This window comes from Agrobacterium sp. Azo12 (assembly GCF_029193765.2).
In the GTDB taxonomy this organism is placed as follows: domain Bacteria; phylum Pseudomonadota; class Alphaproteobacteria; order Rhizobiales; family Rhizobiaceae; genus Agrobacterium.
In genome coordinates this window covers 501696-524074 of record NZ_JARFYO020000001.1, presented here as the reverse complement: position 1 = coordinate 524074, position 22379 = coordinate 501696, and the positions used below count along the sequence as shown (strand labels likewise).

At 54.9% G+C, this 22379-nt stretch carries 22 protein-coding genes; 6 read left to right on the top strand and 16 right to left on the bottom strand.

Features of this window, described 5'->3' with window-relative positions; genetic code table 11:
• Window positions 1-160: 160 nt before the first annotated feature.
• Window positions 161-1030: an LOG family protein gene (locus tag PYL13_RS02305; protein WP_275640383.1), complete on the bottom strand. Its 870-nt coding sequence runs from the start codon at window positions 1028-1030 to the stop codon at window positions 161-163.
• A gap of 227 nt (window positions 1031-1257) precedes the next feature.
• On the opposite strand from PYL13_RS02305, the gene dapD reads away from it, so the two are divergent.
• Genes dapD through PYL13_RS02290 form a run of 3 tightly spaced genes read left to right on the top strand, consistent with a single transcriptional unit; the run spans window position 1258 to window position 3904 of the window.
• The gene (gene dapD / locus PYL13_RS02300) at window positions 1258-2112 is read left to right on the top strand and encodes a 2,3,4,5-tetrahydropyridine-2,6-dicarboxylate N-succinyltransferase (RefSeq protein WP_275640382.1); all 855 of its coding nucleotides are present in this window, start codon (window positions 1258-1260) and stop codon (window positions 2110-2112) included.
• A gap of 15 nt (window positions 2113-2127) precedes the next feature.
• Window positions 2128-3321, top strand: coding sequence for a succinyl-diaminopimelate desuccinylase (gene dapE / locus PYL13_RS02295; protein ID WP_275640381.1), 1194 nt, complete (start codon window positions 2128-2130; stop codon window positions 3319-3321).
• Complete coding sequence (locus tag PYL13_RS02290) at window positions 3308-3904, top strand: hypothetical protein (RefSeq protein WP_250983326.1); 597 nt, start codon at window positions 3308-3310, stop codon at window positions 3902-3904. The genes dapE and PYL13_RS02290 overlap by 14 nt, the downstream gene beginning before the upstream one ends.
• Window positions 3905-3933: 29 nt before the next feature.
• Here the strand turns inward: PYL13_RS02290 and truA are convergent, their stop codons facing one another.
• The 4 genes from truA to PYL13_RS02270 form a co-directional block, all read right to left on the bottom strand.
• Window positions 3934-4740 carry a tRNA pseudouridine(38-40) synthase TruA gene (gene truA, locus PYL13_RS02285; RefSeq protein WP_275640380.1) on the bottom strand — a complete coding sequence of 269 codons (807 nt, stop codon included), beginning with the start codon at window positions 4738-4740 and terminating at the stop codon, window positions 3934-3936.
• The gene (gene fmt, locus PYL13_RS02280; protein WP_275640379.1) at window positions 4740-5675 is read right to left on the bottom strand and encodes a methionyl-tRNA formyltransferase; all 936 of its coding nucleotides are present in this window, start codon (window positions 5673-5675) and stop codon (window positions 4740-4742) included. Before fmt ends, truA begins: the two co-directional genes overlap by 1 nt.
• A 66-nt stretch (window positions 5676-5741) precedes the next feature.
• A complete protein-coding gene (gene def / locus PYL13_RS02275; RefSeq protein WP_250983323.1) occupies window positions 5742-6254 on the bottom strand; it encodes a peptide deformylase in 513 nt (170 codons plus the stop codon).
• Window positions 6255-6349: 95 nt separating this feature from the next.
• Entirely contained in the window at window positions 6350-7858 is a 1509-nt protein-coding gene (locus tag PYL13_RS02270; RefSeq protein WP_275640378.1) for a globin-coupled sensor protein, read from the bottom strand.
• Between the two features lie 195 nt (window positions 7859-8053).
• Between PYL13_RS02270 and PYL13_RS02265 the strand changes: the two genes are divergently transcribed.
• A complete protein-coding gene (locus tag PYL13_RS02265) occupies window positions 8054-9244 on the top strand; it encodes a DNA recombination protein RmuC (protein ID WP_250983321.1) in 1191 nt (396 codons plus the stop codon).
• 46 nt (window positions 9245-9290) lie between these two features.
• Window positions 9291-10190, top strand: a complete 900-nt coding sequence (locus PYL13_RS02260) for a ribokinase (protein ID WP_275640377.1) — start codon at window positions 9291-9293, stop codon at window positions 10188-10190.
• Between the two features lie 85 nt (window positions 10191-10275).
• Here the strand turns inward: PYL13_RS02260 and trmB are convergent, their stop codons facing one another.
• From trmB to miaB, 8 genes are all read right to left on the bottom strand, one after another.
• Window positions 10276-10980 carry a tRNA (guanosine(46)-N7)-methyltransferase TrmB gene (gene trmB, locus PYL13_RS02255; protein WP_275640376.1) on the bottom strand — a complete coding sequence of 235 codons (705 nt, stop codon included), beginning with the start codon at window positions 10978-10980 and terminating at the stop codon, window positions 10276-10278.
• Window positions 10981-10988: 8 nt separating this feature from the next.
• Window positions 10989-12227, bottom strand: coding sequence for a methionine adenosyltransferase (metK, locus tag PYL13_RS02250; protein WP_275640375.1), 1239 nt, complete (start codon window positions 12225-12227; stop codon window positions 10989-10991).
• A 205-nt stretch (window positions 12228-12432) separates the two neighbouring features.
• Window positions 12433-12849, bottom strand: a complete 417-nt coding sequence (locus PYL13_RS02245) for a helix-turn-helix domain-containing protein (protein ID WP_192486661.1) — start codon at window positions 12847-12849, stop codon at window positions 12433-12435.
• A gap of 244 nt (window positions 12850-13093) precedes the next feature.
• Window positions 13094-14683 (bottom strand): apolipoprotein N-acyltransferase, encoded by a 1590-nt coding sequence (gene lnt, locus PYL13_RS02240; RefSeq protein ID WP_275640374.1) that lies wholly within the window; start codon window positions 14681-14683, stop codon window positions 13094-13096.
• Between the two features lie 339 nt (window positions 14684-15022).
• Complete coding sequence (locus PYL13_RS02235; RefSeq protein WP_275640373.1) at window positions 15023-16156, bottom strand: hemolysin family protein; 1134 nt, start codon at window positions 16154-16156, stop codon at window positions 15023-15025.
• Between the two features lie 15 nt (window positions 16157-16171).
• Complete coding sequence (ybeY, locus tag PYL13_RS02230) at window positions 16172-16681, bottom strand: rRNA maturation RNase YbeY (RefSeq protein ID WP_259147929.1); 510 nt, start codon at window positions 16679-16681, stop codon at window positions 16172-16174.
• Between the two features lie 30 nt (window positions 16682-16711).
• Entirely contained in the window at window positions 16712-17767 is a 1056-nt protein-coding gene (locus PYL13_RS02225; RefSeq protein ID WP_275640372.1) for a PhoH family protein, read from the bottom strand.
• A 38-nt stretch (window positions 17768-17805) separates the two neighbouring features.
• Window positions 17806-19209, bottom strand: coding sequence for a tRNA (N6-isopentenyl adenosine(37)-C2)-methylthiotransferase MiaB (miaB, locus tag PYL13_RS02220; RefSeq protein ID WP_275640371.1), 1404 nt, complete (start codon window positions 19207-19209; stop codon window positions 17806-17808).
• A 223-nt stretch (window positions 19210-19432) separates the two neighbouring features.
• On the opposite strand from miaB, the gene PYL13_RS02215 reads away from it, so the two are divergent.
• On the top strand, window positions 19433-20563 hold the full coding sequence (locus tag PYL13_RS02215) for a helix-turn-helix transcriptional regulator (RefSeq protein WP_275640370.1): 1131 nt from the start codon (window positions 19433-19435) through the stop codon (window positions 20561-20563).
• 3 nt (window positions 20564-20566) lie between these two features.
• Here PYL13_RS02215 and PYL13_RS02210 read toward each other — a convergent pair whose 3' ends face one another.
• The 3 genes from PYL13_RS02210 to rimI all read right to left on the bottom strand — a co-directional run bounded on the left by PYL13_RS02210 (window position 20567) and on the right by rimI (window position 22377).
• The gene (locus PYL13_RS02210) at window positions 20567-21358 is read right to left on the bottom strand and encodes a lysophospholipid acyltransferase family protein (protein WP_275641353.1); all 792 of its coding nucleotides are present in this window, start codon (window positions 21356-21358) and stop codon (window positions 20567-20569) included.
• 23 nt (window positions 21359-21381) lie between these two features.
• Window positions 21382-21810: a Fur family transcriptional regulator gene (locus PYL13_RS02205; protein ID WP_250983312.1), complete on the bottom strand. Its 429-nt coding sequence runs from the start codon at window positions 21808-21810 to the stop codon at window positions 21382-21384.
• 72 nt (window positions 21811-21882) lie between these two features.
• Window positions 21883-22377: a ribosomal protein S18-alanine N-acetyltransferase gene (gene rimI, locus PYL13_RS02200; RefSeq protein ID WP_192486653.1), complete on the bottom strand. Its 495-nt coding sequence runs from the start codon at window positions 22375-22377 to the stop codon at window positions 21883-21885.
• Between the last annotated feature and the right edge of the window lie 2 nt (window positions 22378-22379).

The following is a 22379-nucleotide window of genomic DNA, read 5'->3' as shown; positions in this document are numbered from 1 at the left end:
AGACGGGTCGCATTAATCGCGACAATTGCAGTTTATTCGATGTTTCCTAAAATTATTATAAATAGAGTCCGAAGCTCCAAAAAAATAAACGGTCCACATCCCTAGATGGAGACCGTCTATCCTTGGGTTGTACTTTCACTCATCAAGTAATTGGCAAAAGTTAAACTGTATCCGGCTCATAAAACGACGCTACGATATCCCATGCCTGTTCTGCCGTTTCGGCAAAATGCAGCAATTCCATATCTTCCGGAGCAATGGTGCCGAAATCGGCCAGACCCTGGAAGTTGATGATCGAGTGCCAGAACTTCTCGCCAAACAGCACAACCGGAATACGGGCCATGCGCTTGGTCTGGATCAAAGTCACGCATTCAAACAGTTCATCCAGCGTGCCGAAGCCGCCGGGAAAAATAACCACGGCCTTGGCGCGCATCAGGAAGTGCATCTTGCGGATGGCGAAATAGTGGAAATTGAAGCTCAAATCCGGTGTGACATATTCATTGGGTGCCTGCTCATGCGGCAACAGAATATTCAGACCGATCGACGGTGCGCCAACTTCCGAAGCGCCACGATTGCCGGCTTCCATGACGCCCGGACCGCCGCCTGTCACCACGACATATTCACGGTGATCGTATTTTGCGGCCTCTTCGGCGCACAGGCGAGCAAATTTACGGGCTTCATCGTAATAGACTGAGGCCGCTTCAAGATTGGTCTTCTGGATATCATTCTTGGCAGCCCAGGCGGGCATGCCAGGTGCCGGAATTCGGGCACCGCCAAACATCACAACGGTGGATTTGATGCCGCGCTCGGTCAGCACCATTTCTGTCTTGAGAAGCTCAAGCTGCAGGCGGACCGGACGCAATTCTTCACTGCACAGGAAATCCGTGTCGACAAAGGCAAGGCGGTAGGACGGTGACGCCGATTGTGCGGTTTTCGGAATGACTTCCGCCTGATCGCGATCCGTCGAACTGCTTTTCAAAGGATCCCAAACACCGTCCTTCCGATGCAGCTTGCCGTTCTTTATTTTTGCCATTGCATTGCCTTTCCTTCACTCACGCCAACAGCGTTGACGCCATTCTCAAATCAACGATCACCCTGCATGTCACCACACATGGTAAAGTCCATTCCGTTTTTTTGAAGCCATCTGCCCGACAGATCAAAAATTCATTCCGATTCCCGGACCAATGCTGTAGAGCATTTCCGAACATTGCCCGGGCTCTCCCGTCTGCAACGATAGTCAACGAAGTTTAAGGAATTCTCATGAGCAGCACCGATCTCGCTTCGCTTGAGCGCATCATTGAAACCGCATTCGACAATCGCGACACCGTTACGATTTCGACACGCGGTGAAATTCGTGATGCGGTCGAAACCTCCCTCAATCTTCTGGATGGTGGCAAAGCGCGTGTTGCAGAAAAGCAGGCTGACGGTTCTTGGAAAGTTAACCAGTGGCTGAAGAAGGCCGTGCTTTTGTCTTTCCGCCTCAATGAGATGGGCATCATCAAGGGTGGTCCGGGTGCGTCCGTCTGGTGGGACAAGGTACCATCGAAGTTCGAAAACTGGGGCGAAAGCCAGTTTCGTGAAGCCGGTTTCCGCGCTGTTCCCAACGCTGTCGTGCGCCACTCTGCCTATGTGGCCAAGAATGTCGTGCTGATGCCATCCTTCGTCAACCTCGGCGCTTATGTCGATGAAGGCACCATGGTCGACACATGGGCAACCGTCGGCTCCTGCGCGCAGATCGGCAAGAATGTTCACCTGTCCGGCGGCGTTGGTATCGGTGGTGTTCTCGAGCCGCTGCAGGCCGGCCCGACCATCATCGAGGACAATTGCTTTATCGGCGCACGTTCCGAAGTGGTTGAAGGCTGTATCGTACGTGAAGGCGCCGTGCTTGGCATGGGCGTTTACATCGGCAAGTCCACTCGCATCGTTGACCGCGCCACCGGCGAAATCACCTATGGTGAAATTCCGCCATACTCGGTCGTGGTCTCCGGCACGATGCCGGGCAAGCCATTCCCGAACGGTGAGCCGGGCCCAAGCCTGTACTGCGCTGTGATCGTGAAGCGCGTCGATGAAAAGACCCGTTCCAAGACCGGCATCAATGAACTGCTGCGTGACTGAGTGAAAGTGCAAGACATGTCCGTGACCGATCCCGTTTCCAATCTCGCCGCCCTTATCCGTTGCCCGTCCGTGACACCGGCAGAAGGCGGCGCGCTATCATTGCTCGACAACTTGCTGACACCACTTGGTTTCAAAGTGGAGCGCATGACAGCGACGGAGGCGGGAACGCCGGACGTGGAAAACCTTTACGCCCGCATTGGCACCGATGGCCCGCACCTGATGTTTGCGGGTCATACCGACGTTGTGCCGGTTGGCGATGAAGCTGCATGGAGCCACCCGCCTTTTTCCGCCGAAATTGCCGGTGGTGAAATGTATGGACGCGGTGCGGTGGACATGAAGGGCGGCATTGCCTGCTTTGCGGCGGCGATTGCCCGTTACATCGAAAAGAACGGCGCTCCGAAGGGTTCCGTCTCTTTCCTGATCACCGGTGACGAGGAAGGTCCGTCCATCAACGGCACCTCCAAACTTCTGGAATGGGCGGCGGCCAAGGGTGAAACCTGGGATGCCTGCCTGGTGGGTGAACCAACCAATCCTGACAGGCTCGGCGACATGATCAAGATCGGTCGTCGCGGATCGCTGTCCGGCCGTGTCACCGTACATGGTGTTCAGGGTCACGCTGCCTACCCGCATCTGGCCGACAATCCGCTTCGCGGTCTTTTGCAGTTGACGCATGCCCTGATGGACCCACCATTCGACCACGGCACGGAAAATTTCCAGCCGTCCAATCTGGAAGTCACCACAATCGACACCGGCAACCCGGCGACCAACGTCATTCCGGCCAAGGCGACCGCGTCGTTCAACATTCGTTTCAACGATACGTGGACCGCCGACAGCGTGAAGGCTGAAATTGTACGTCGTCTGGATGCCGCAGCGGCCGATGGCGCGCTGCGCCCGGACAGAACACCCGCCAAATACGATATCGTCTGGGCGGATCGTCCAAGCCACGTCTTCCTGACCCGTAACAACGCACTGATATCGTCGCTTTCCGGTGCGGTTGCCGGAGTGACTGGCAACGAGCCAAAACTTTCCACGACCGGTGGCACGTCGGATGCCCGTTTCATCAAGGATTATTGCCCTGTGGTGGAATTCGGTCTGGTCGGTCAGACCATGCATATGGTCGACGAGCGGGTGGCTGTTGCCGATCTGGAAACGCTGACCCTTATCTACGAAACCTTTATCGAACGCTGGTTTGCCAATGCCGCCGATTAGCGAAGTGCGCTCTTACATGCATGGCCTCTGGCTGATGTTCTGTGGCGACCCGAAAGGTCAGAGTTATCTCGACCTTACGGATCGCGGCATGATGCGTTCGTTCTTTTCGGCGATCTGGAGCCTGCCCGCACTTTTGCTGTCCTGGTTCTGGTGGCAGCGGGCCTTCAAGGTCGAGCAGGTTCTGGAGAGCATGTCCGGCCCTTCCTATTACCTCAGACTGGCACTGGTTGAAGCTATCTGCTGGGTGGTGCCACTGGTTTTGATTGGCGGCTTGATGTTGATGTCCGATGTGCGCGGCAAGTTTCCCGCCGTGGTCACCGTCGTCAACTGGCTGAACCTGCCCTTTGCCTATGCTTCTGCCGCACTGGTGCTGATTGCCGTGGCTGTGCCGGGCATGCAGGGCTTTGTAGCGCTGTTGTGGTTTGCGCTGCTGTTGACGCTCGTCTGGACGTTTTCGCGCATCCTTAGCCTCATCCTCGGTAAACAGCCGCTATTGGTCTCGACAGCTGTCATGACCCTGCTTATTCCCGGCATGTTGCTATCGGAAGTGCTGCAGCGCTTTCTGGGTGTCTACCCCGGATAACCGTGTCGCGCGATGCGCCACAAGGCGGGTTACGAGAGATCGTCGCCGTCACTGGTTATTTCCGAACGCTCTTTTCGTGGTAGAATAACATCAGGATAATCCACCTGCATGAAATACAGCCCTTCGGGCGGCGCCACGGGCCCACAGGCTTTTCTGTCTCGCGCCTCAAGGGCTGCGCGTACATCCTGCGGGGTCATGGTGCCTTCACCTGCCAGCTTTAAGGTCCCGGCGAAAGACCGTATCTGGTTGTGCAGAAAGCTCTGCGCCGAGGCGCGAATTTCGATGATGTTACCGTTCCGCGTCACATCCAGCCGGTCAAGTGTGCGCACCGGGCTGTTGGCCTGACAGTGTGCAGACCGGAATGTCGTAAAGTCATGTCGACCGACCAGGGTCTGGGCCGCCGCATGCATGGCGTCATGGTCGAGATCCTTCGACACCCACCAGGCGCGTTTATGCTCCAGCGCAAGCCGCGATTTGCGCGATATGATGCGGTACAGATAATGCCGACGAACCGCAGAAAAACGCGCGTCAAAATCTTCTGTTACCGACATGACATCCAATATGGCGACCATGTCGCCAGCCATGGCAATATGGGCGTTCAAGGCATTTCTGAGCTTATAGGGCTCCCACTCCCGCGACAGATCCGCATGAATGACCTGTCCCATGGCATGGACGCCAGAATCGGTACGGCCAGAGCCACGGATCGACACGGTTTCGCCCGTTAAAGACAAAATAGCGTCTTCAATGGCAGACTGAACGGAACGATCGTTTTGCTGCCTTTGCCAACCGACAAAAGCCGTACCGTCATATTCAACGGTCATACGGTAACGTGGCATCAGATCAGCCTCGTGCCTTCAGGCAACGCCGTACCGCGCAGGAAATCAGCTGCGGCAAGCGGTTTGCCTCCGGCCTTCTGCAGGCGCTGAAGACGGATTGCCCCCTCTGCACAGGCAACCAGCAACTGATTGTCCAGTACCGTGCCGGCAATACCATTGCCGTTTTCAAGTGTTGTTTCCAGAACCTTTACGCGTTCCAGCTTGCCGGAAATTTCGGTTTCAAACCAGGCACCGGGAAAGGGCGCCAAGCCGCGGATGTGGTTATGCACATCACGGGCCGGCCGTGCAAAATCGATACGCGCCTCAGCCTTGTCGATCTTGGATGCGTAGAGAACGCCATCCTGTGCCTGCTCTTGCAGCGGCAAGTCGTCGGCTTCCAGCTTGTTCATAGCCTGCGCCATCGCGCGTGCACCGGCAAACATCAGCGCGTCATGCAGCTGCCCGGCCGTCATGTTGTCGCCGATCGGCACCTTGACGGTCAAGGCAACAGGGCCGGTATCCAGCCCCTTGTCCATTTTCATGACCATCATACCTGTTTCCTTGTCACCAGCCATGATGGCACGCTGAATAGGTGCAGCGCCACGCCAGCGCGGAAGAAGTGAGGCATGGCCATTGTAGCAGCCAAGCCGGGTTCCGGTCAGAATGGCTTCCGGCAACAACAGTCCATAGGCAACCACCACAGCAACATCCGCATCGAACGAGCGGAATTGTTGCCGGTCTTCCTCGGCCTTAAAATTGACGGGAGTGAACACCGGAATGCCGAGCAATTCAGCGGCCTGATGCACAGGGGATTTTTGAAGGTCCAGACCACGCCGCCCACCGGGACGCGGTGGCTGGCTGTAAACGGCCACCACCTGATGGCCAGCCTCCACGAGAGCCCGCAAGGTTGCCACCGAAAATTCCGGTGTTCCCATAAAGATGATGCGAAGAGACACGGACGCCTCCCTGAGTTTTGCGGCCCGGAGAAAACCTTGCCGGTTTAATGACCGGCACAGGCAGGATCAGGCTTTCGCCTTGGCGATCTTGGTGAATTTCTTGATGACCATATCGCGCTTCAGGCGCGAAATGTGGTCGATGAACAGCACGCCGTTCAAATGGTCGATTTCATGCTGCAGGCAGGTTGCGAGCAGACCATCGGCTTCAAGGGTCTGCTGCTTACCAGTGCGGTCGACGTAGTTGACCGTCAATCCGGCAGGGCGCTCCACTTCCGCATAATAATCGGGAATGGAGAGGCAGCCTTCTTCATAGGTCGACAATTCATCGGTGGTTTTGACGATTTCCGGATTGATGAAAACAATCGGCGCTTTTTCTTCATCCTCACGGGACACGTCGATCACCAGCATACGGCGAGCGACGCCGATCTGGATGGCAGCAAGGCCAATACCGGGCGCATCATACATGGTTTCCAGCATGTCATCGGCAAGCTGGATGATTTGTGAATCAACCTGTTCGACTGGTGTTGAAACCTGTCTCAGCAAGGGATCTGGAAGAATGATAAGTGGTTTGATGGTCATGGCTTCCCATAACCCATCTGATTGCCAGAGGAAATGAAAAAACACATCATCGTCTCACCACGATAAATCATGCACTAAGCAGTCAGCCGATAAGCTCAGCCCGCCCGGCGCGCGGTTTCCCAACCCGCATTGGACTGGCGATGTGTGTCTCTCGTTTTGAACTTGTTGAGTGCACCGACAAGCTGCTCGACCTGGTGACGGAGCGTGACGGTTTCGGCCGAGGTCTGCTCAACCATCGCAGCATTTTGCTGGGTGATGGTGTCCATGGCGCCGATGGCGGAGTTCACTTCGCGTAAGCCGCCTGACTGATCCTCCGCAGCCGTTGCAATTTGGGATACGATGCGATCAATGTCGCCAATCCTGTCGGTGATCATGCGCAGGGCATCACCGGCATTGTTGACCAGGCCGACGCCTGACTGCACCTGACTGGTGCTCTGGGAGATCAGGGCTTTGATTTCTCTCGCGGCGTTGGCACAGCGTTGCGCCAGTTCACGCACCTCCTGCGCCACCACAGCAAATCCGCGCCCCGCCTCACCGGCCCGAGCGGCCTCAACCCCGGCATTCAGCGCAAGCAGGTTTGTCTGGAACGCAATCTCGTCGATCACACCGATGATTTTAGAGATTTCGCTGGATGAATGGGCGATATCTCCCATCGCCTTGACGGCGCTGGTGACCACCTCGCCGGAGGTTTGTGCATCACTCAGAGCTGCGCCGACGGCTGAGGCAGCCTTCTGTGCACCATTTGCCGTGACTGCCACGCTTTGGGTCAGTTCGTGCAGTGCAGCGGTGCTTTCTTCCAGGCCCGCCGCCTGTTGCTCGGTACGCTGCGAAAGATTTTCCGTCGCATTGGCAATACTGGTGGCGACATTCAGAATTTCTTCTGCCGTGCGGCGCACCGCCGCGATGGTGTCATTCAAGGTTTCAACCGAGACATTATAGTCATTGCCGATCTTTTCGAAATTATCAGGCAATTTTTCTGTCAGACGCGTCTCCAGATCGCCCTTGGAAAGAGCAGACAAAAGATTGGTGAGTGACGCAAGCGCCTGTTGCTGTTCGCGCAGATTGCGCTGGCGCTCTTCTTCGAGTTGCTTGCGCTGTGCGTCAAGAATTTCGAGGTAGATGGAAATGGAATAGTCCATATCCAGCACCGAAGCCTTGACGATTGCCGAAACGTCTTCCGCCAGTCCCTTGGACTTGCGTTTGCCAAATCGGGATGGCCAACGCTCTCTGACAACCGCATGGATCAGTTGTTCCATCAGCAGAGCGTAACCACCCATGTACCAGCGGGGTTCGAGACCGATACGGGCATGCGCCTGGCCAACCGCCTGCACGCCTTCAACGTATTTTTCATCATAGGCTGCGGCACCGACAACACCCCAATGCTCGACCTGACGTTTTTTCGCACCCTGAATATGATTTTCGTTGCGGAAAAATGCAGCCGTCTCGGGCGTCGACCGCACCTTGGTGTAGAACGTATCCAGCGCAGATCCGACATTACCCGCAATCACTGGCTCAAGATCTTTCAGCCTCTTGCGCGCCTCAGTGTCCAGACCAATAAAATCGAGCCGCTTGGCGAGCACCTGTGTGCTGTCGTTGTTTGTCATGCACGGTCCCCTTAACCCCGATAAGGCCACGATCCCGGCTAAACCCGTCCGGAAACATGGTTAACCCTTGGTTACACCAATATTCCTTTCGAATTTGCTAAATTTAGAACTCTTTTATATCAGACATAAAGCAGACAGTGGCGCGTGTTCTCGTTTTGATCTTCCGAATCAAACTGAATCCGGGTAGGTTCGGCCATGAGCATCGATTTTCCCGCACTCGGCATTACGATCCTGACCATTGGCGGCATGCAGGTTTCGGCAGGCGCAATCATCATTTGTTTGCTGCTGCTTTCCATTGCGTTGCCGTTGTTCGTATCAATGCGGTTTTCAAGGCGCAACGACGATGCCCGCGGCGAAGTGAGTACGCTGTTGCGCACTCAGGCGGAGTTGCATGGGCGTATCTCGGCACTGACGGAAACACTTTCCAACAAGCAGTCTGAAATGAGCCAACACCTTAATCAGCGGCTCGACGGCATGTCGCAACGACTTGGTGCCACGCTGACCGAACAGACAAAATCGACACACGACAATCTCAGCAAGCTTCAGGAACGGCTTGCAGTGATCGATGCCGCACAGAGCAATATCCAGACCCTGGCGCGTGACGTTGTTGGCCTTCAAGCCATTCTGTCCAACAAACAGACGCGTGGCGCTTTTGGACAGGCGCGCATGGAAACGATCATTGCCGACGCCATGCCTTCCAATGCCTATGCGTTGCAACCGACACTGTCGAATGGTTCCCGCCCCGACTGTACGGTGCGAATGCCGAACAACGCGCCCCCGCTGGTCATCGATGCCAAGTTTCCGCTGGAAGCCTGGAATTCCATGCGAGAGGAAACTTCGCCTGAAGTGCGCAAGCTTGCGGCCCAGCAATTCCGGCGTGACATGGAAGTGCATATCCGCGATATCGCGGAAAAATACCTGCTGGCAGGTGAAACACAGGATACGGCGTTTCTGTTCGTGCCATCGGAATCGATTTTTGCCGATATTCACCAGCATTTCGAAGCCATTGTGCAAAAAGCACACCGCATGCGGGTTGTTATCGTTTCACCATCGCTGCTGATGCTGTCGGTACAGGTTATCCAGTCCGTGCTGAAAGACCAGCGCATGCGCGAGCAGGCACATCTCATTCAAGGCGAGGTCGCGCTTTTGATGGATGATCTGAACCGGCTGGACGATCGTACCCGCAAACTGCAAGGGCATTTTCTGGCTGCACAGAAGGATGTGGACCAGATCATGACCTCCGCAGACAAGCTGACGAAGCGCGGCAACAAGATCGAGGCTCTGGATTTTGGCGGCGATACACCGGAGCAGCCTCAAGCGCCTTCTCCACAATCACTGGAGAGCCGAATAGGCAGCCTCAAGTTCCGGGTGGTTGACGACGAGTGACCCTGTCGGGCAAAGTCGGCGCCATTGAACATCAATTGGACATATCATGATTACTGTATTCGGCTCCATCAACATGGACCTCGTTGCCACTGCACAACGCCTGCCCAAACCGGGTGAAACCGTAACCGGGCAAACCTTTGCAACGGCAGCAGGCGGCAAGGGTGCCAATCAGGCGCTGGCAGCCAGACGGGCCGGAGCAAATGTCCGCATGGCAGGCGCTGCAGGCGATGACACCTTTGCAGGCTCTGCACTGGAGCTCCTCAGTAACGCTGGCGTTGACCTTGCCACCGTCAAGACCTCGCCGGGCGCGACCGGCACAGCTGTCATTCTGGTAGGCGAAGGCGGAGAGAACATGATTGCCGTCATTCCTGCGGCAAACGGTACGATCACGCCTGACGATGCGAGCAAGGCGCTCGACGGCATGACGTCCGGCGATATCCTGATGCTACAATTTGAAATTCCCGTCGAGGCCATTGAAGCTGCCTTGGCTGGCGCCAAACAGAAGGGCATCACCAGCATCATCAATACGGCACCATTGACGCAGGACGCTGCTCGCATTTCTGCATTGGCCGACATCATCATCGCCAATGAAACCGAATTTGAACTGCTGATTGGCAAGCAGGGCATTTCTGGCGAAGAGCGCCAACAGGCCATGCAGGATATGCATGCTCGTACCGGCCAAACCATCATCATAACGCTGGGTGCTGATGGCGTTATCGCCATGCGGGATGGCCAGCTGCACAAGGCTGCCGGTCTGAAGATCGAGCCGGTTGATACGGTGGGGGCCGGCGATACATTCTGCGGTTATCTGGCAGCCAGCCTCGACAAAGGTCTGGATTTTGCGACGGCGCTGACGCGTGCAGCCGCAGCCGGATCGCTGGCTTGCACCAAACATGGAGCCCAGCCGTCTATCCCGCTGGCCAGCCAGGTCGATCAGCAGGCCTGAGGGCAAATTGCTCGCGCAAGGGTTAAAATGAAAAAGCCGGGTCAAAACCCGGCTTTTTCTTTGAATTCAATTTGAACGAGATACCTCAGACGCGAATAAACGTCAGATAGGCGGACGTTCGGCCCTCACGTTTGGCCTTTGCCTCATATCGGGTTCCTGGCCATCCGGCGTAAGGTGTCTTCCAGTCCTCAGCAGACTTTGCGGTCCATTCAAAGCCGCCATGGTCGCGACAGTGGGTCAGCGTCCAGTTCACATAGGTGTCGATATCGGATGCGAAACAGAAAGTTCCGCGCGGCTTCAACACACGATGGAAGCGGCTGAGATTAACCGAAGAGACAAAGCGACGTTTCCAGTGCTTTTTCTTCGGCCATGGATCGGCATAAAGCAGATCAATCTGGTCGATCGAGGCCTCTGGCAACCAGTCGAGAAGCTGCGTGGCATCGTCATCATAAAGGCGGATATTTTCAATGCCGCGGTCGCCAACCTGCCGGAGCAGTTTTGCCATCGAGTTTACGAATGGTTCAACGCCGATGAAGCCGGTCGTTGGCTCTTCCTGCGCGCGGTGAACCAGATGCTCACCGCCACCAAAGCCGATTTCCAACCGCAGCTGCTCGACTGCGTTTGGGTACAGCGAAACAAGCGATGCGGGCGGCGCAGCATTGAGGTCTATTTTCAGCTCCGGCAACAATGTTGCGATATCATCGCTTTGCCGGTCACGCAGGGGTTTACCCTTGCGTCTGCCGAAAAATGCCTCAGTTGCGCGTGCGCGCCGCTCGCTATCGTCTGTCATACCTTGCTTTAAGCCTTCAATGCTTCCTTGAGTGGCTTGACCAAATCAAGCTTCTCCCAGGAGAACGAACCGTCACGTCCGGACTTGCGTCCGAAATGTCCATAGGACGCGGTCTTAGCATAAATAGGCTTGTTCAGGTCAAGGTGGCGACGAATACCGGTTGGGGACAGGTCGATAACCTTGCGGATACCCGCCTCAACCTGATCTTCCGTGACCTTGCCGGTGCCATGCAGATCGACATAAACGGACAGAGGCTGGGCAATGCCAATTGCGTAGGAAAGCTGGATCGTGCACTTGTCGGAGAGGCCAGCTGCAACAACGTTCTTGGCGATGTAGCGCGCCGCGTAAGCAGCTGAACGGTCAACCTTGGTGGTGTCCTTGCCGGAGAATGCGCCGCCGCCATGAGGTGCTGCACCACCATAGGTGTCCACGATGATTTTGCGGCCGGTCAGGCCAGCATCGCCATCCGGACCACCGATGACAAATTTGCCGGTCGGGTTGATGTACCACTGGCAATCGTCAGCGATCTTCAGCGTACCGAGCGCTTCGCGAATGTAAGGTTCGACAACGGAACGTACCTTCTTGGAGTCCCAGCTTTCATCGAGGTGCTGGGTAGACAGAACGATCGAAGCAACCTCGGCAGGTTTGCCGTCTACGTACCGGACTGTCACCTGGCTCTTGGCATCCGGGCCGAGTTTTGCAGCGTCGCCATCACCCTTTTTACGGGCTGTCGCCAGCAACTGCAGGATCAGATGCGAATAATAGATTGGAGCCGGCATCAGTTCCGGTGTTTCGCGGCAGGCGTAACCGAACATGATACCCTGGTCGCCAGCACCTTCATCGCCCTGCTTGTCGGCAGCATTGTCCACGCCCTGTGCGATGTCAGCGGACTGCGAGTGCAACAGCACGTCAATCTTGGCGGTCTTCCAGTGAAAGCCATCCTGCTCGTAACCAATGTCTTTGATAGCGCGGCGTGCAGCGGCCTTGAACTTGGCAGGATTGATAACGTCGTTACCGGCTTTATCCTTCTTCATCAGGCTTGGCGGCAGGCGAACTTCACCAGCGATAACCACCCGATTTGTCGTGGCCAGGGTTTCGCATGCGATACGAACGCCCCAAGGGTCGACTTTGCACTTTACAGCTTCACGATAAACGAGATCGACGATTTCATCCGAAATACGATCACACACCTTATCCGGATGACCTTCGGCCACGGACTCGCTGGTGAAAAGGTAGTTGGCACGCATACGGGATTCCCCTCAAAGAAATGGCCTCTGCGTGTGTTAGTCATTTCACGTCAAAAAAACAAGGACACAACGACATAAATATATCTTTATGTCAGCAATTCTGTCGAATTTTGCCATGAAACTCCACCAAACTGTAGACAGCAAAAAGCCACCGCGATCTTTCAATCACGGCGGCATCATGAACCAATCACGGTTTGTCGGATGCTTACTCGGCCTCGCCCTCAGCAGAGAGCGCCTTGACCAGATCCACGATACGACGACGAACCTTCGGATCAGAAATCTTCACGAAAGCGCGGTTGAGCTGCAGACCTTCTGAGGAGGACAGAAAATCAACAACGTAGTTCGAGCTGGACGCTTCTGCGCCAGTCGCCGAACCTGGCTGATCGCCCGGCGCGTCTTCGAAGAAAAAGGAAACAGGTACATTGAGGATACCAGCAATGTTCTGAAGACGGCTGGCGCCAACGCGGTTGGTGCCTTTTTCGTACTTCTGAATCTGCTGAAAGGTGATACCGAGACTTTCACCCAACTTTTCCTGGCTCATACCAAGCATTGTTCGGCGCAATCTGATCCGGCTACCAACATGAATGTCGATGGGATTTGGCTTCTTTTTATTCTCGGTCATAGTCAATGTCCTGACATCGATACGTTGCGTAATTGCAAAATGGCCAGCCTAGCTGGTCACTGCGGGTACTTCGCATTGCCGCAGCATTTTCCGCATCTTAAACACGTCAAAAACATGTCATCCGAAGCATGGAACAAGCTGCCAGCGACATCTTCAACGAAACGGTAGACCCAAAGTTCCCCACCATATACCATCTGCGTTGTAGCTATATGCAATATCACTATGCCTTTTTAGGGAATTTTGGTCAATTCTCCTTAAAAACTAAACCAAAGCGCGAAACTATTGCTATTATAAGCAGTACTCCAAAGATCAACCAAAAGTGATCCTTGCGAACACCCTGACGTACAGATTGAAGATCAGCACTACTCAGGGTAGCGTCAAAAATTCCTTTTTGACCGCTAGCAAGCCCTGCGACAATTTGTCCCATTGGGTCAATTACAGCCGAAATACCGTTATTTGCAGCACGAATCATGCTGACGCCGTTTTCGACCGCCCGTAAACGGGCCTGCAAAAAGTGCTGCGACGGCCCTGGTGTCTGGCCAAACCAGCCGTCATTGGTGATGTTGAGAATCAGGGAAGCGCCCGCCAATCCACTGGCCAGTTCATTCGGGAAAATGGCTTCGTAGCAGATCAACGGATAGACGCTTTGGCCACTCGGCAACGTCAGCACACTACGATTTGCTGCTGCAGAGAAACCGCCAGGAAGATTGACGATATTCTCGATGCCAAATCGGGTGAGGATATTCTCAAACGGCACATATTCGCCGAATGGCACCAGATGCACCTTGTCGGCTGCTCCCAGAATCTGGCCCTGACTATCAATCATGTAGATCGAATTATAGAAGCGTGGAGGCATTCCCGGTGCAGCTTCTTCGAACCGCACCGCTCCAGTCAAAAGAATCTGGCCGTCTTCCAGTACATCGGCAATTCTGACCAGTGCATCCGGGTTCTGGGTCAGAATGAACGGTACGGAAGTTTCAGGCCAGATGATAATGTCGGGCCGCTTTTTACCGGCTGCAGCTGGCGTTGCCGTCAGGCTAAGGTGTTCTTCGAAAATTGCCGCCCTGTCGGTGTTTTCAAGCTTGCGCGATTGGTCGATGGCAGGTTGGACGATACGAACTGTCAGGCCGTCCTCTGTTCGCGCAGGCGCGGTGTAAATGCGATATGCACCATACCCCAGATGCGCGGCGACAAGCAGGACGGCGATAGCAATTCCTTGCGCCGCTCCGCGTCGCGTAACCAACAACGCGGGTGTGGAAAATACGAAGACCGCCAACATGCTGACCCCAAAAAGGCCGATGGCATGCGAGGACTGCATCATGATCGGAATGGGCATGGCGCCGTAACCGATGGCGTTCCAGGGAAAACCGGTGGCAACAAAACTTCTCAACCACTCGGCAAGGCCGAAGGCGGCAGCCAGTGCGGCGATACGCCCAAAACCTTCTGACCAGAAGATATGGGCAAGGCCTGTCGCAAGACCATAAAACAGCGCCAGAACGGCTGGCAGGCCCAGGATCGCCAAAGGCAGAGCCCAGGCAAATTCATCCGCTTCCAGCAGAAGCGCGTTACCAAGCCACCACAGGCCAGCAACAAAATAACCAAAACCGAACAGCCAGCCGATCCGCACCGATGACCACCAGCGGCTGGTACCACCACCATTGGCAGAGCCGACGGAACCGTCCATCAGCCAAACAAGCAGGGTGAAGGAGATAAACAGGACTGCAAAAAAGCCGACCGGCGGAAGTGCCAGAGCGCCGAAAGCACCGGCAGCGATAGCCAGAACAGCGCGCCAGAAGCCCCCCATGAGCATGACCCTACCTGCAAGCCGCTCCATGTGGTCTCCATTCCGTTGACTAGAATTAGCAGGATGCCCCGACCGAAATCCTGCGAGCCTTCGATGTTGCATTTTATCCGTCACATCGGAATGGGTGTGATCGAATCAAATACGCTGTATCTTGTCAGATAAACCAATTGGCATCAGAGGCACAAATATATCCGGTAGACAGCAATATTGAATTTCAAAAATGGTCTGTTGTCCTGCGGACATAATATGGTTTCGGCGCAATATAAGGCAGCACTTCTTGCCGCCACACTGCAAAACCGACATCGTTTACTTGGGGTTACAGAATAGGCGGCGACACCATGCAATCATTTGCCACCGCCTGCTGAAAATTTATGGCGTTTCAGCCTGTCCGGAAGCCTGACGCGAAAGGGAGGATGCAGCGATCAGAGCAGCGATTGGCTTATCTCCGTCGTTGTCTTCTCCGCTTACATCATGCCGCGTGATGCGAACACGTTTTACGCGACGACTGTCGGCATCGAGAATTTCAAACTCGAAGCCAGCAACGGCATGAACGGTTTCACCGGCAACCGGAATACGGCCGAGCAGGAAGAAGATAAGGCCGCCAAGCGTATCCACTTCTTCCAGATGTTCCGCCACGTCGAAGTCAGGACCGATTGCCTGTTGCAACTCAGAAAGTTCCGCACGGGCATCCGCCACAACAGCACCATCCGCAAGACGGGTGAACATGGCCTCTTCGTTGTCATGCTCGTCGTCGATATCACCGACAACCATTTCGACGATGTCTTCGTGGCTGACAAGACCGTCGGCGCCACCATATTCGTCGATGACAAGAGCAAGCTGCGTGCGCTGCTGTTGCATGCTTTGCAACAGATTGGCCGCCAGCATGGAGGACGGCACGAACAGGATTTTGCGGACAAGGCCTGCTTCCTGCACCGTCTTTGTGAGATCAACACGGGCGAGATCAAAATCAGCGCGTGGTGTCTTTGGCGCCTTCACACCCTCAGCCTGCGCTGGCCGCGTACCGACCCGACGTTTGTTGCGCGCCTGCTTGCCGATATAGGCGAGCAAATCGCGAATGTGGATCATGCCACGGGCATCATCGAGGGTTTCAAGGTACACCGGCATACGCGAACGCCCCGTTTCCTCAAAAAGGATCATGGCTTCGCCGATTGTCATGGTCTGGTCGATGGCATCAATATCCGTTCGCGGGATCATGATGTCTTCGACGCGCACTTCGCGAAAACGTAAGATATTGTTGAGCATTGCCCGTTCTTCGGGCGCAAAGGCTGTGGCGACATCCGCATCGGTCATCAGCGCATCAGCCAGATCCTCACGCAGGCGTTCACCTTGCAGCGGCCTCAAAAGGCGTGAGAGACGAGACCAGAGTGTCCCTTTGGTTTTCTGTATCGAGTCCTGTCGTAACGGACTACTGCCCTCTTCCGATGAGGACTGCTCTCCCGTTTCCTTGCCCTGCTCAGAGGGTCTTGTCGAATGTTCGTTCATGGCTCCAGACTATAATTATGACAGCGGATCCTGTCCCGCATAGGGATCAGATAGTCCAAGCGAAGCCAAAATGCGAGTCTCAAGCAACTCCATTTCTTCCGCTTCCTCGGTTTCCATATGATCATACCCGAACAGATGCAGAAATCCATGCACCATAAGATGTGTCAGATGATCATCAAAAGTCTTTTCCAAATCAACAGCTTCGCGCTCTACCGTTTCTCGCGCAATGACGATATCGCCGAGCATTGGACCCGGCATACCGCCCGGTTCAAGCGGAAAAGCTGGGAAGGAAAGGACATTGGTTGCCTTGTCCTTATCCCGCCATTCGGCGTTGATTTCGCGGATTTCGGCGTCGTTGGTAAAGACGAGAGAAATCTCTGGAGCCATTTTCGGGAAGGGCTGTTTCTCTTCCTTTGCAAGAAACTGGGCGGCAGCGCCCAGCACCTTTTCACAAAGCGCGAGTAAAACGTCTTCTGAGGGCCAGGCATCGTCTTCGACGCTGATCTGGATATCCAGTGCTGTCATTTCAGTATTTCGCTTTTTCGTGTCCAGATTTTATCTGTCCGTGTTCAGACTTTCATCCGGAACCGCTGTCTGCGCCTCGTATGCACGCACAATACGGGCAACCATCGGATGACGCACAACGTCCACATCCTTGAAGCGGACCACGGAAACACCTTCCACGCCGTTCAAAATCTGCAGCGCCTCAACAAGGCCAGACTTCACCCCGCGTGGTAAGTCGACCTGGCTCGGGTCACCGGTCACAATCATGCGGCCGTTTTCACCAAGGCGCGTCAGGAACATCTTCATCTGCATCGATGTGGTGTTTTGCGCTTCGTCGAGAATGACGGCAGCGTTGGCAAGCGTACGGCCACGCATGAAAGCGAGCGGAGCGATTTCGATCACTCCGGCCTGGATGGCACGCTCCACCTTGTCGCCCGGCATCATGTCGTAAAGCGCGTCATAGAGCGGGCGAAGGTACGGATCGACTTTTTCCTTCATGTCGCCAGGAAGGAAGCCAAGACGTTCACCAGCTTCAACAGCCGGGCGCGACAGAATGATGCGGTCCACCGCACCACGCTCAAGCAGCTGTGCCGCATGGGCAACCGCCAGATAGGTCTTACCGGTACCGGCTGGACCAACGCCGAAAACCAGTTCGGACTGCTCCAGCGCCCGCATGTAGACATCCTGCGTCGGCGTGCGGGCAGAAATAGTCTTTTTGCGAGTGGAAATCTGCGCCATGGAAAGCTTAACCTTGCCCTCCATCGTCGGCAGTGTCAGTTGGTCGTCAGCAGCTAGGACCATTCGGATTACGCCTTCAACGTCAGAAAGTTCAACAGAGCGGCCTTTCAGCAGGCTCTCATATAGTAGATCAAGCACACGGCGGGCCTGATTGGTGGCCACAACATCGCCGGTAATGGCAACGGAATTGCCTCGCGGCCTCGCTTCGATATTGAGGCGCTGTTCCAGCAATTTCAGATTCTGATCGTACTGCCCGAACAGCTCCCCAGCGATCCTGTTATTCTCGAACGTCAGGACGAAGTGATTGGCGTCGGTCGCGGCTGAACGTGGCTGGCGCGATGAAGGTGATACCAATTCGTGTGCGTTCAAGCGGTCAGGCTCCCGTCCCAGTAAGCTCCGGCTCCATCTTAACGCTCTGCCACCTCGGCAAACAAGCTGTTTGGACCCGTCGCGGTGATTCGTACATTTACAATGTCACCGATTTGCGATGTTTTTGCATCAAGATTCACAGACTGAAGCCACGGAGAACGGCCAATAAGCTGTCCCTGCATGCGTCCCGGCTTCTCCAGCAGGATATCCATGGTCTTGCCAACGAGCGATGTGGCAAATTCATTCTGCTGTTTCAGAAGCAAATTCTGAAGTCTTTCAAGGCGTTCCGACTTTACGTCTTCCGCAACCTGATCCGTCAGATCCGCTCCCGGCGTTCCCGGACGTGTGGAATATTTGAACGAAAAAGCCTGTGCATATCTCACTGTTTCGACAATCTTCAACGTGTCTTCGAAGTCCGCATCCGTCTCGCCGGGGAAACCAACGATAAAATCACCGGACATGGCGATGTCGGGACGTGCGCCACGAATGCGCTCGATCAGCCGTATATACTCCGCGCCGGTGTGGCGACGGTTCATGGCTTTGAGAATGCGGTCCGAGCCGGATTGTACCGGCAAGTGAAGGTAAGGCATGAGGATGCGCAGATTGCTGTGCGCGTCGATAAGACAGTCATCCATGTCGCGCGGATGGCTGGTCGTGTAACGAAGACGCGCCAAACCAGGGATTTCCGCCAGACGGTAAAGAAGCTGTGCCAGGCCCCACTCTTCACCCTTGGGGCCGGTTCCCTTCCACGCATTGACGTTCTGGCCAAGCAGCGTCAACTCGCGAACACCACCGTCAACCAGCTTCATTGCCTCGTCGACGATCTGCGAAACGGGACGCGATACTTCAGAACCACGGGTGTAAGGCACCACGCAGAAAGTACAAAACTTGTCGCAACCTTCCTGAACGGTAAGGAACGCAGTGACACCACGCGTGCGGATCTTCGCCTTATCGGCGACAGGCAGATGTTCAAATTTGTCTTCAACCGCGTAATCGGTCTCGATCACACGCTCGCCATCGCGCACCCGTTTCAGAGCGGCCGGCAGGCGATGATAGGTCTGCGGGCCAATCACCACGTCAACGGCCGGCGCACGGCGCAGAATTTCTTCGCCTTCAGCCTGTGCAACACAGCCGGCGACGCCAATCATGAATTCGCGACCCTCTTCCTGACGCGACTTCTTCATGTCACGCAGGCGGCCAAGCGCGGAGTAGACCTTTTCAGCGGCCTTCTCGCGGATATGACAGGTATTGAGCAAAACGAGATCAGCCTCAGCCATGTCCTCTGTGGGCACATAACCGTCCTTCGCAAGAGCATCGCTCATGCGAACGGAATCGTAAGCATTCATCTGACAGCCGTAAGTCTTGATGAAAACCTTGCGGTTGTTGCTACCGTCACGGAGCGATTGATCTGTTTCGGCGATTGCTGTCGTTTGCTGTGTCATGGCGGTTACCTAGTCATTTTCAGGACCATATTAAACAGAAAAATATGCCGCAGGCTATTTTCGTCTTTAAAGCGCCTGCTAAGCACAGCTGCGCTGACAGACTAAAGCCAATTGATAATTGCTAAATTTTTGCGATTTTTCGTCTGTAATTCTTGTGATTTTTACTGCTTATATAAGCTTGAAAGCTATGTTGAAGTATTGATCTCAAACACTACAGTTTTACATGAGTGAAATTCACCACGATATTGTCAGTCAAATCTATGCGGCAGGGCTTCTTCCAGAACTTTGGCCTTCTGTTATCGACAGCCTGTCAGACAAGGTCAAAGGACGTGGCGGTTCGCTGTTTATCCTGACCGACGGACAATTGACCTGGGATGCACCCCAGGCGACTAAAACCATCATGGAAGAGTATATTGCCGGCGGGTGGGCGGACCGGAACGTGCGTCTTCAGCGTCTTCTCGAAAAAAGCTACCCTGCATTTGTCGTGGACAAAGACTTTTTCGAAGAAGACGAAATACAGAGCCTGGCGATTTTTCGTGACTTTCTGTCGCCAAGAGACATCGCATTTACTGCCGCGACGGTCATAAAAGGCTCTGGCGACGACATCGCGGTGTTTTCGGTCGATCGGCGGTTTGCGGAAGGTCGTTTCGCAGGTCCAGAGCTTGATTTCCTCAACACTATTCGCCCCCATCTCGGGCGAGCCGTGGCCCTCGCTGGCCGATTGAGGATGAAACAAACGATGACAGCAATGGCGACGCTGCAATTGCTTGGCATTCCGGCGGCAGTTCTGTCCCGGAATTCAAAGGTCATCGCCACCAATGCCTCGTTTGATAGGCTGGCAGGCCAGATATTCCTTCCGGCAGCTTTCGGCCGTTTGGCACTTTATGACAAACGCGCGGATGGCCTTTTACGGCAGGCGCTTGAAGGCACCATTGTGCAGCAGCGGTCGGTTCGTTCGATTGCCGTTCGCTCCGAAAACAGACTACCAACAGGCATCCTGCACGTCATTCCGGCCTGCATGCAGGCGCAGGATATTATCGGGGCTGGCGGAACATTGCTTATTCTGGCTCGTCCCATCGGGGACATCACCCTGAATGCGGAGTGGCTGAAAGGTCTTTATGATCTGTCACCCACTGAAGCACGAATTGCAGCCCAGCTGTCCGAAGGAAAAAGTTTGGAGAAAATCGCTTCGCAGACAGGGACCGCCAAGGAGACAGTGCGCACACACGTTAAACATCTGCTGCAAAAGACCGGATTTGCGCGCCAGATCGATTTCGTGCGCGCCGCTGGCAGCCTTGCGGCCATTCAACCGCAACTGTCGAACACCACAAACGCGGTGCTTTCTGAAGTGTAGCGACTACCGCCAATAACCACGAAGACTTTGCTGTAACATGCGGCGGATCGCAGCTGTGACACTGACCGCCAAATGTTTGCGGTTGTCACCACGCTTGAAAGCAACGCTATCGCCAAACGTGACATCCACTTCGAGCGCGCCTGATCTCAAGACGCCGACCAGATGCGGCAGAAGGGTTAGAGATCCCGGCCATGCGACGAGCGGACGGTGGTAACGCCCCATCGCCATTCCATGAACACCGGTATAGGCTATTGCCACCGGTTGCACATAGACAATGCCACCCGGCACCTGCTCCACGGCGGTGGATGCAGCGCCAAACAGCGATGACTTGACCTCAAGAAGCCGGTTACCGTCCGATGTCGTTCCCTCAGGAAACAGCACAACAACCTCGCCGCCCGCCATCCTTTCGGCGATCTCGTTCACCTGCGTGCCCGTGCTGCGTTTCTGCTCGCGGGTGACAAAAATGCTTTTCTGTAGACGTGCCAACACGCCGAAAACCGGCCAGTCGCGTACCTCAGTCTTGGCGATAAAAACTACATCGGTAATGCTGCCAAGGATCATGATGTCCTTCCAGGAAGCATGATTAACCGCCAGCATCAACGGGCGGTTTTTATCCGGTGTTCCATGGACGGTGATTTTCAGGCCAAGGGTGTGGCAGGCAGCACAATGCCAGAAACGCGGCAGCCAGCGTCGTATCTTTAGATCAAATGCCAGACCCAAAAGCTGAAATGGCAGCATAAGTAGGGTCAGCAACGTTAGAACGAAAACGAGATAGATAATTCGCAGCCACAGCATCATAACGTGACTACTCGCACCGCTCAGTGATCTTCAGGTTTTAGCGGTACACCGTAAAGTTCAAGACGGTGGTCCACCAGTTTGAACCCGTGCTCGCGAGCGATCTTTTCCTGGAGTGCCTCGATTTCTGCAGAGCGGAATTCAATCACAACGCCGTTCTTGAGATCAATCAGATGATCGTGATGTTCTTCTGGCACGGTTTCGTAACGAGAGCGACCATCACGAAAATCATGCCGTTCGATGATACCGGCATCTTCGAAAAGCTTTACAGTACGATAAACGGTCGAGATGGAAATGCGTGGATCAACCTCAGACGATCGTCGATACAGCTCTTCCACATCAGGATGATCTTCCGATTCTTGTAAAACGCGGGCAATGACCCGACGCTGATCGGTCATGCGCATGCCACGTTCGGCGCATAGCTCTTCGAGCGTTTTGTTCAGATCTGTCACGTTGTAAGGCCTTCATATCAACGCCCCGCCCTCACGAAGAAGGCGGGATATAGAAAATGGTCATAAACGCAACTAGCGAAGATCGCGCCGCATGACAAGCGCCGTCGACTGTGTACCGTCGGGGGCTGTATAATAGGCCTTGCGTTCCGCGACCTGCTGGAAGCCCAGCTTGCGGTATAGCCCAAGACCTGCGGCATTGCTGGTATCAACTTCGAGGAACATGGAATCGGCGCCACGGCCTGCGGCCTCACGCACCGCCGCCTGCATCAGACGCCAGCCAAGACCCGCACGGCCCAATTTTTCCTGCACGGCAATGGTCAGAATTTCTGCTTCGCCACCTGCCTCACGGGCCAGCACAAAACCGGACAATGGCTTGCTGAAGAACGCGTTGGTCTGGCGTGCTACGAAGCCATAGCAATTGGATTGCACGAGAAGATTGCCAAACTCGTCTTCACTCCACGGCCGCGAGAACCGCAGCTTGTGCAGTTCGGCTATGGCATGGCTATCGTCTTGTACCAAAGGTACAATTTCGAACTGGGGCTTTAGTGTCAAATACTGATCGATCATCG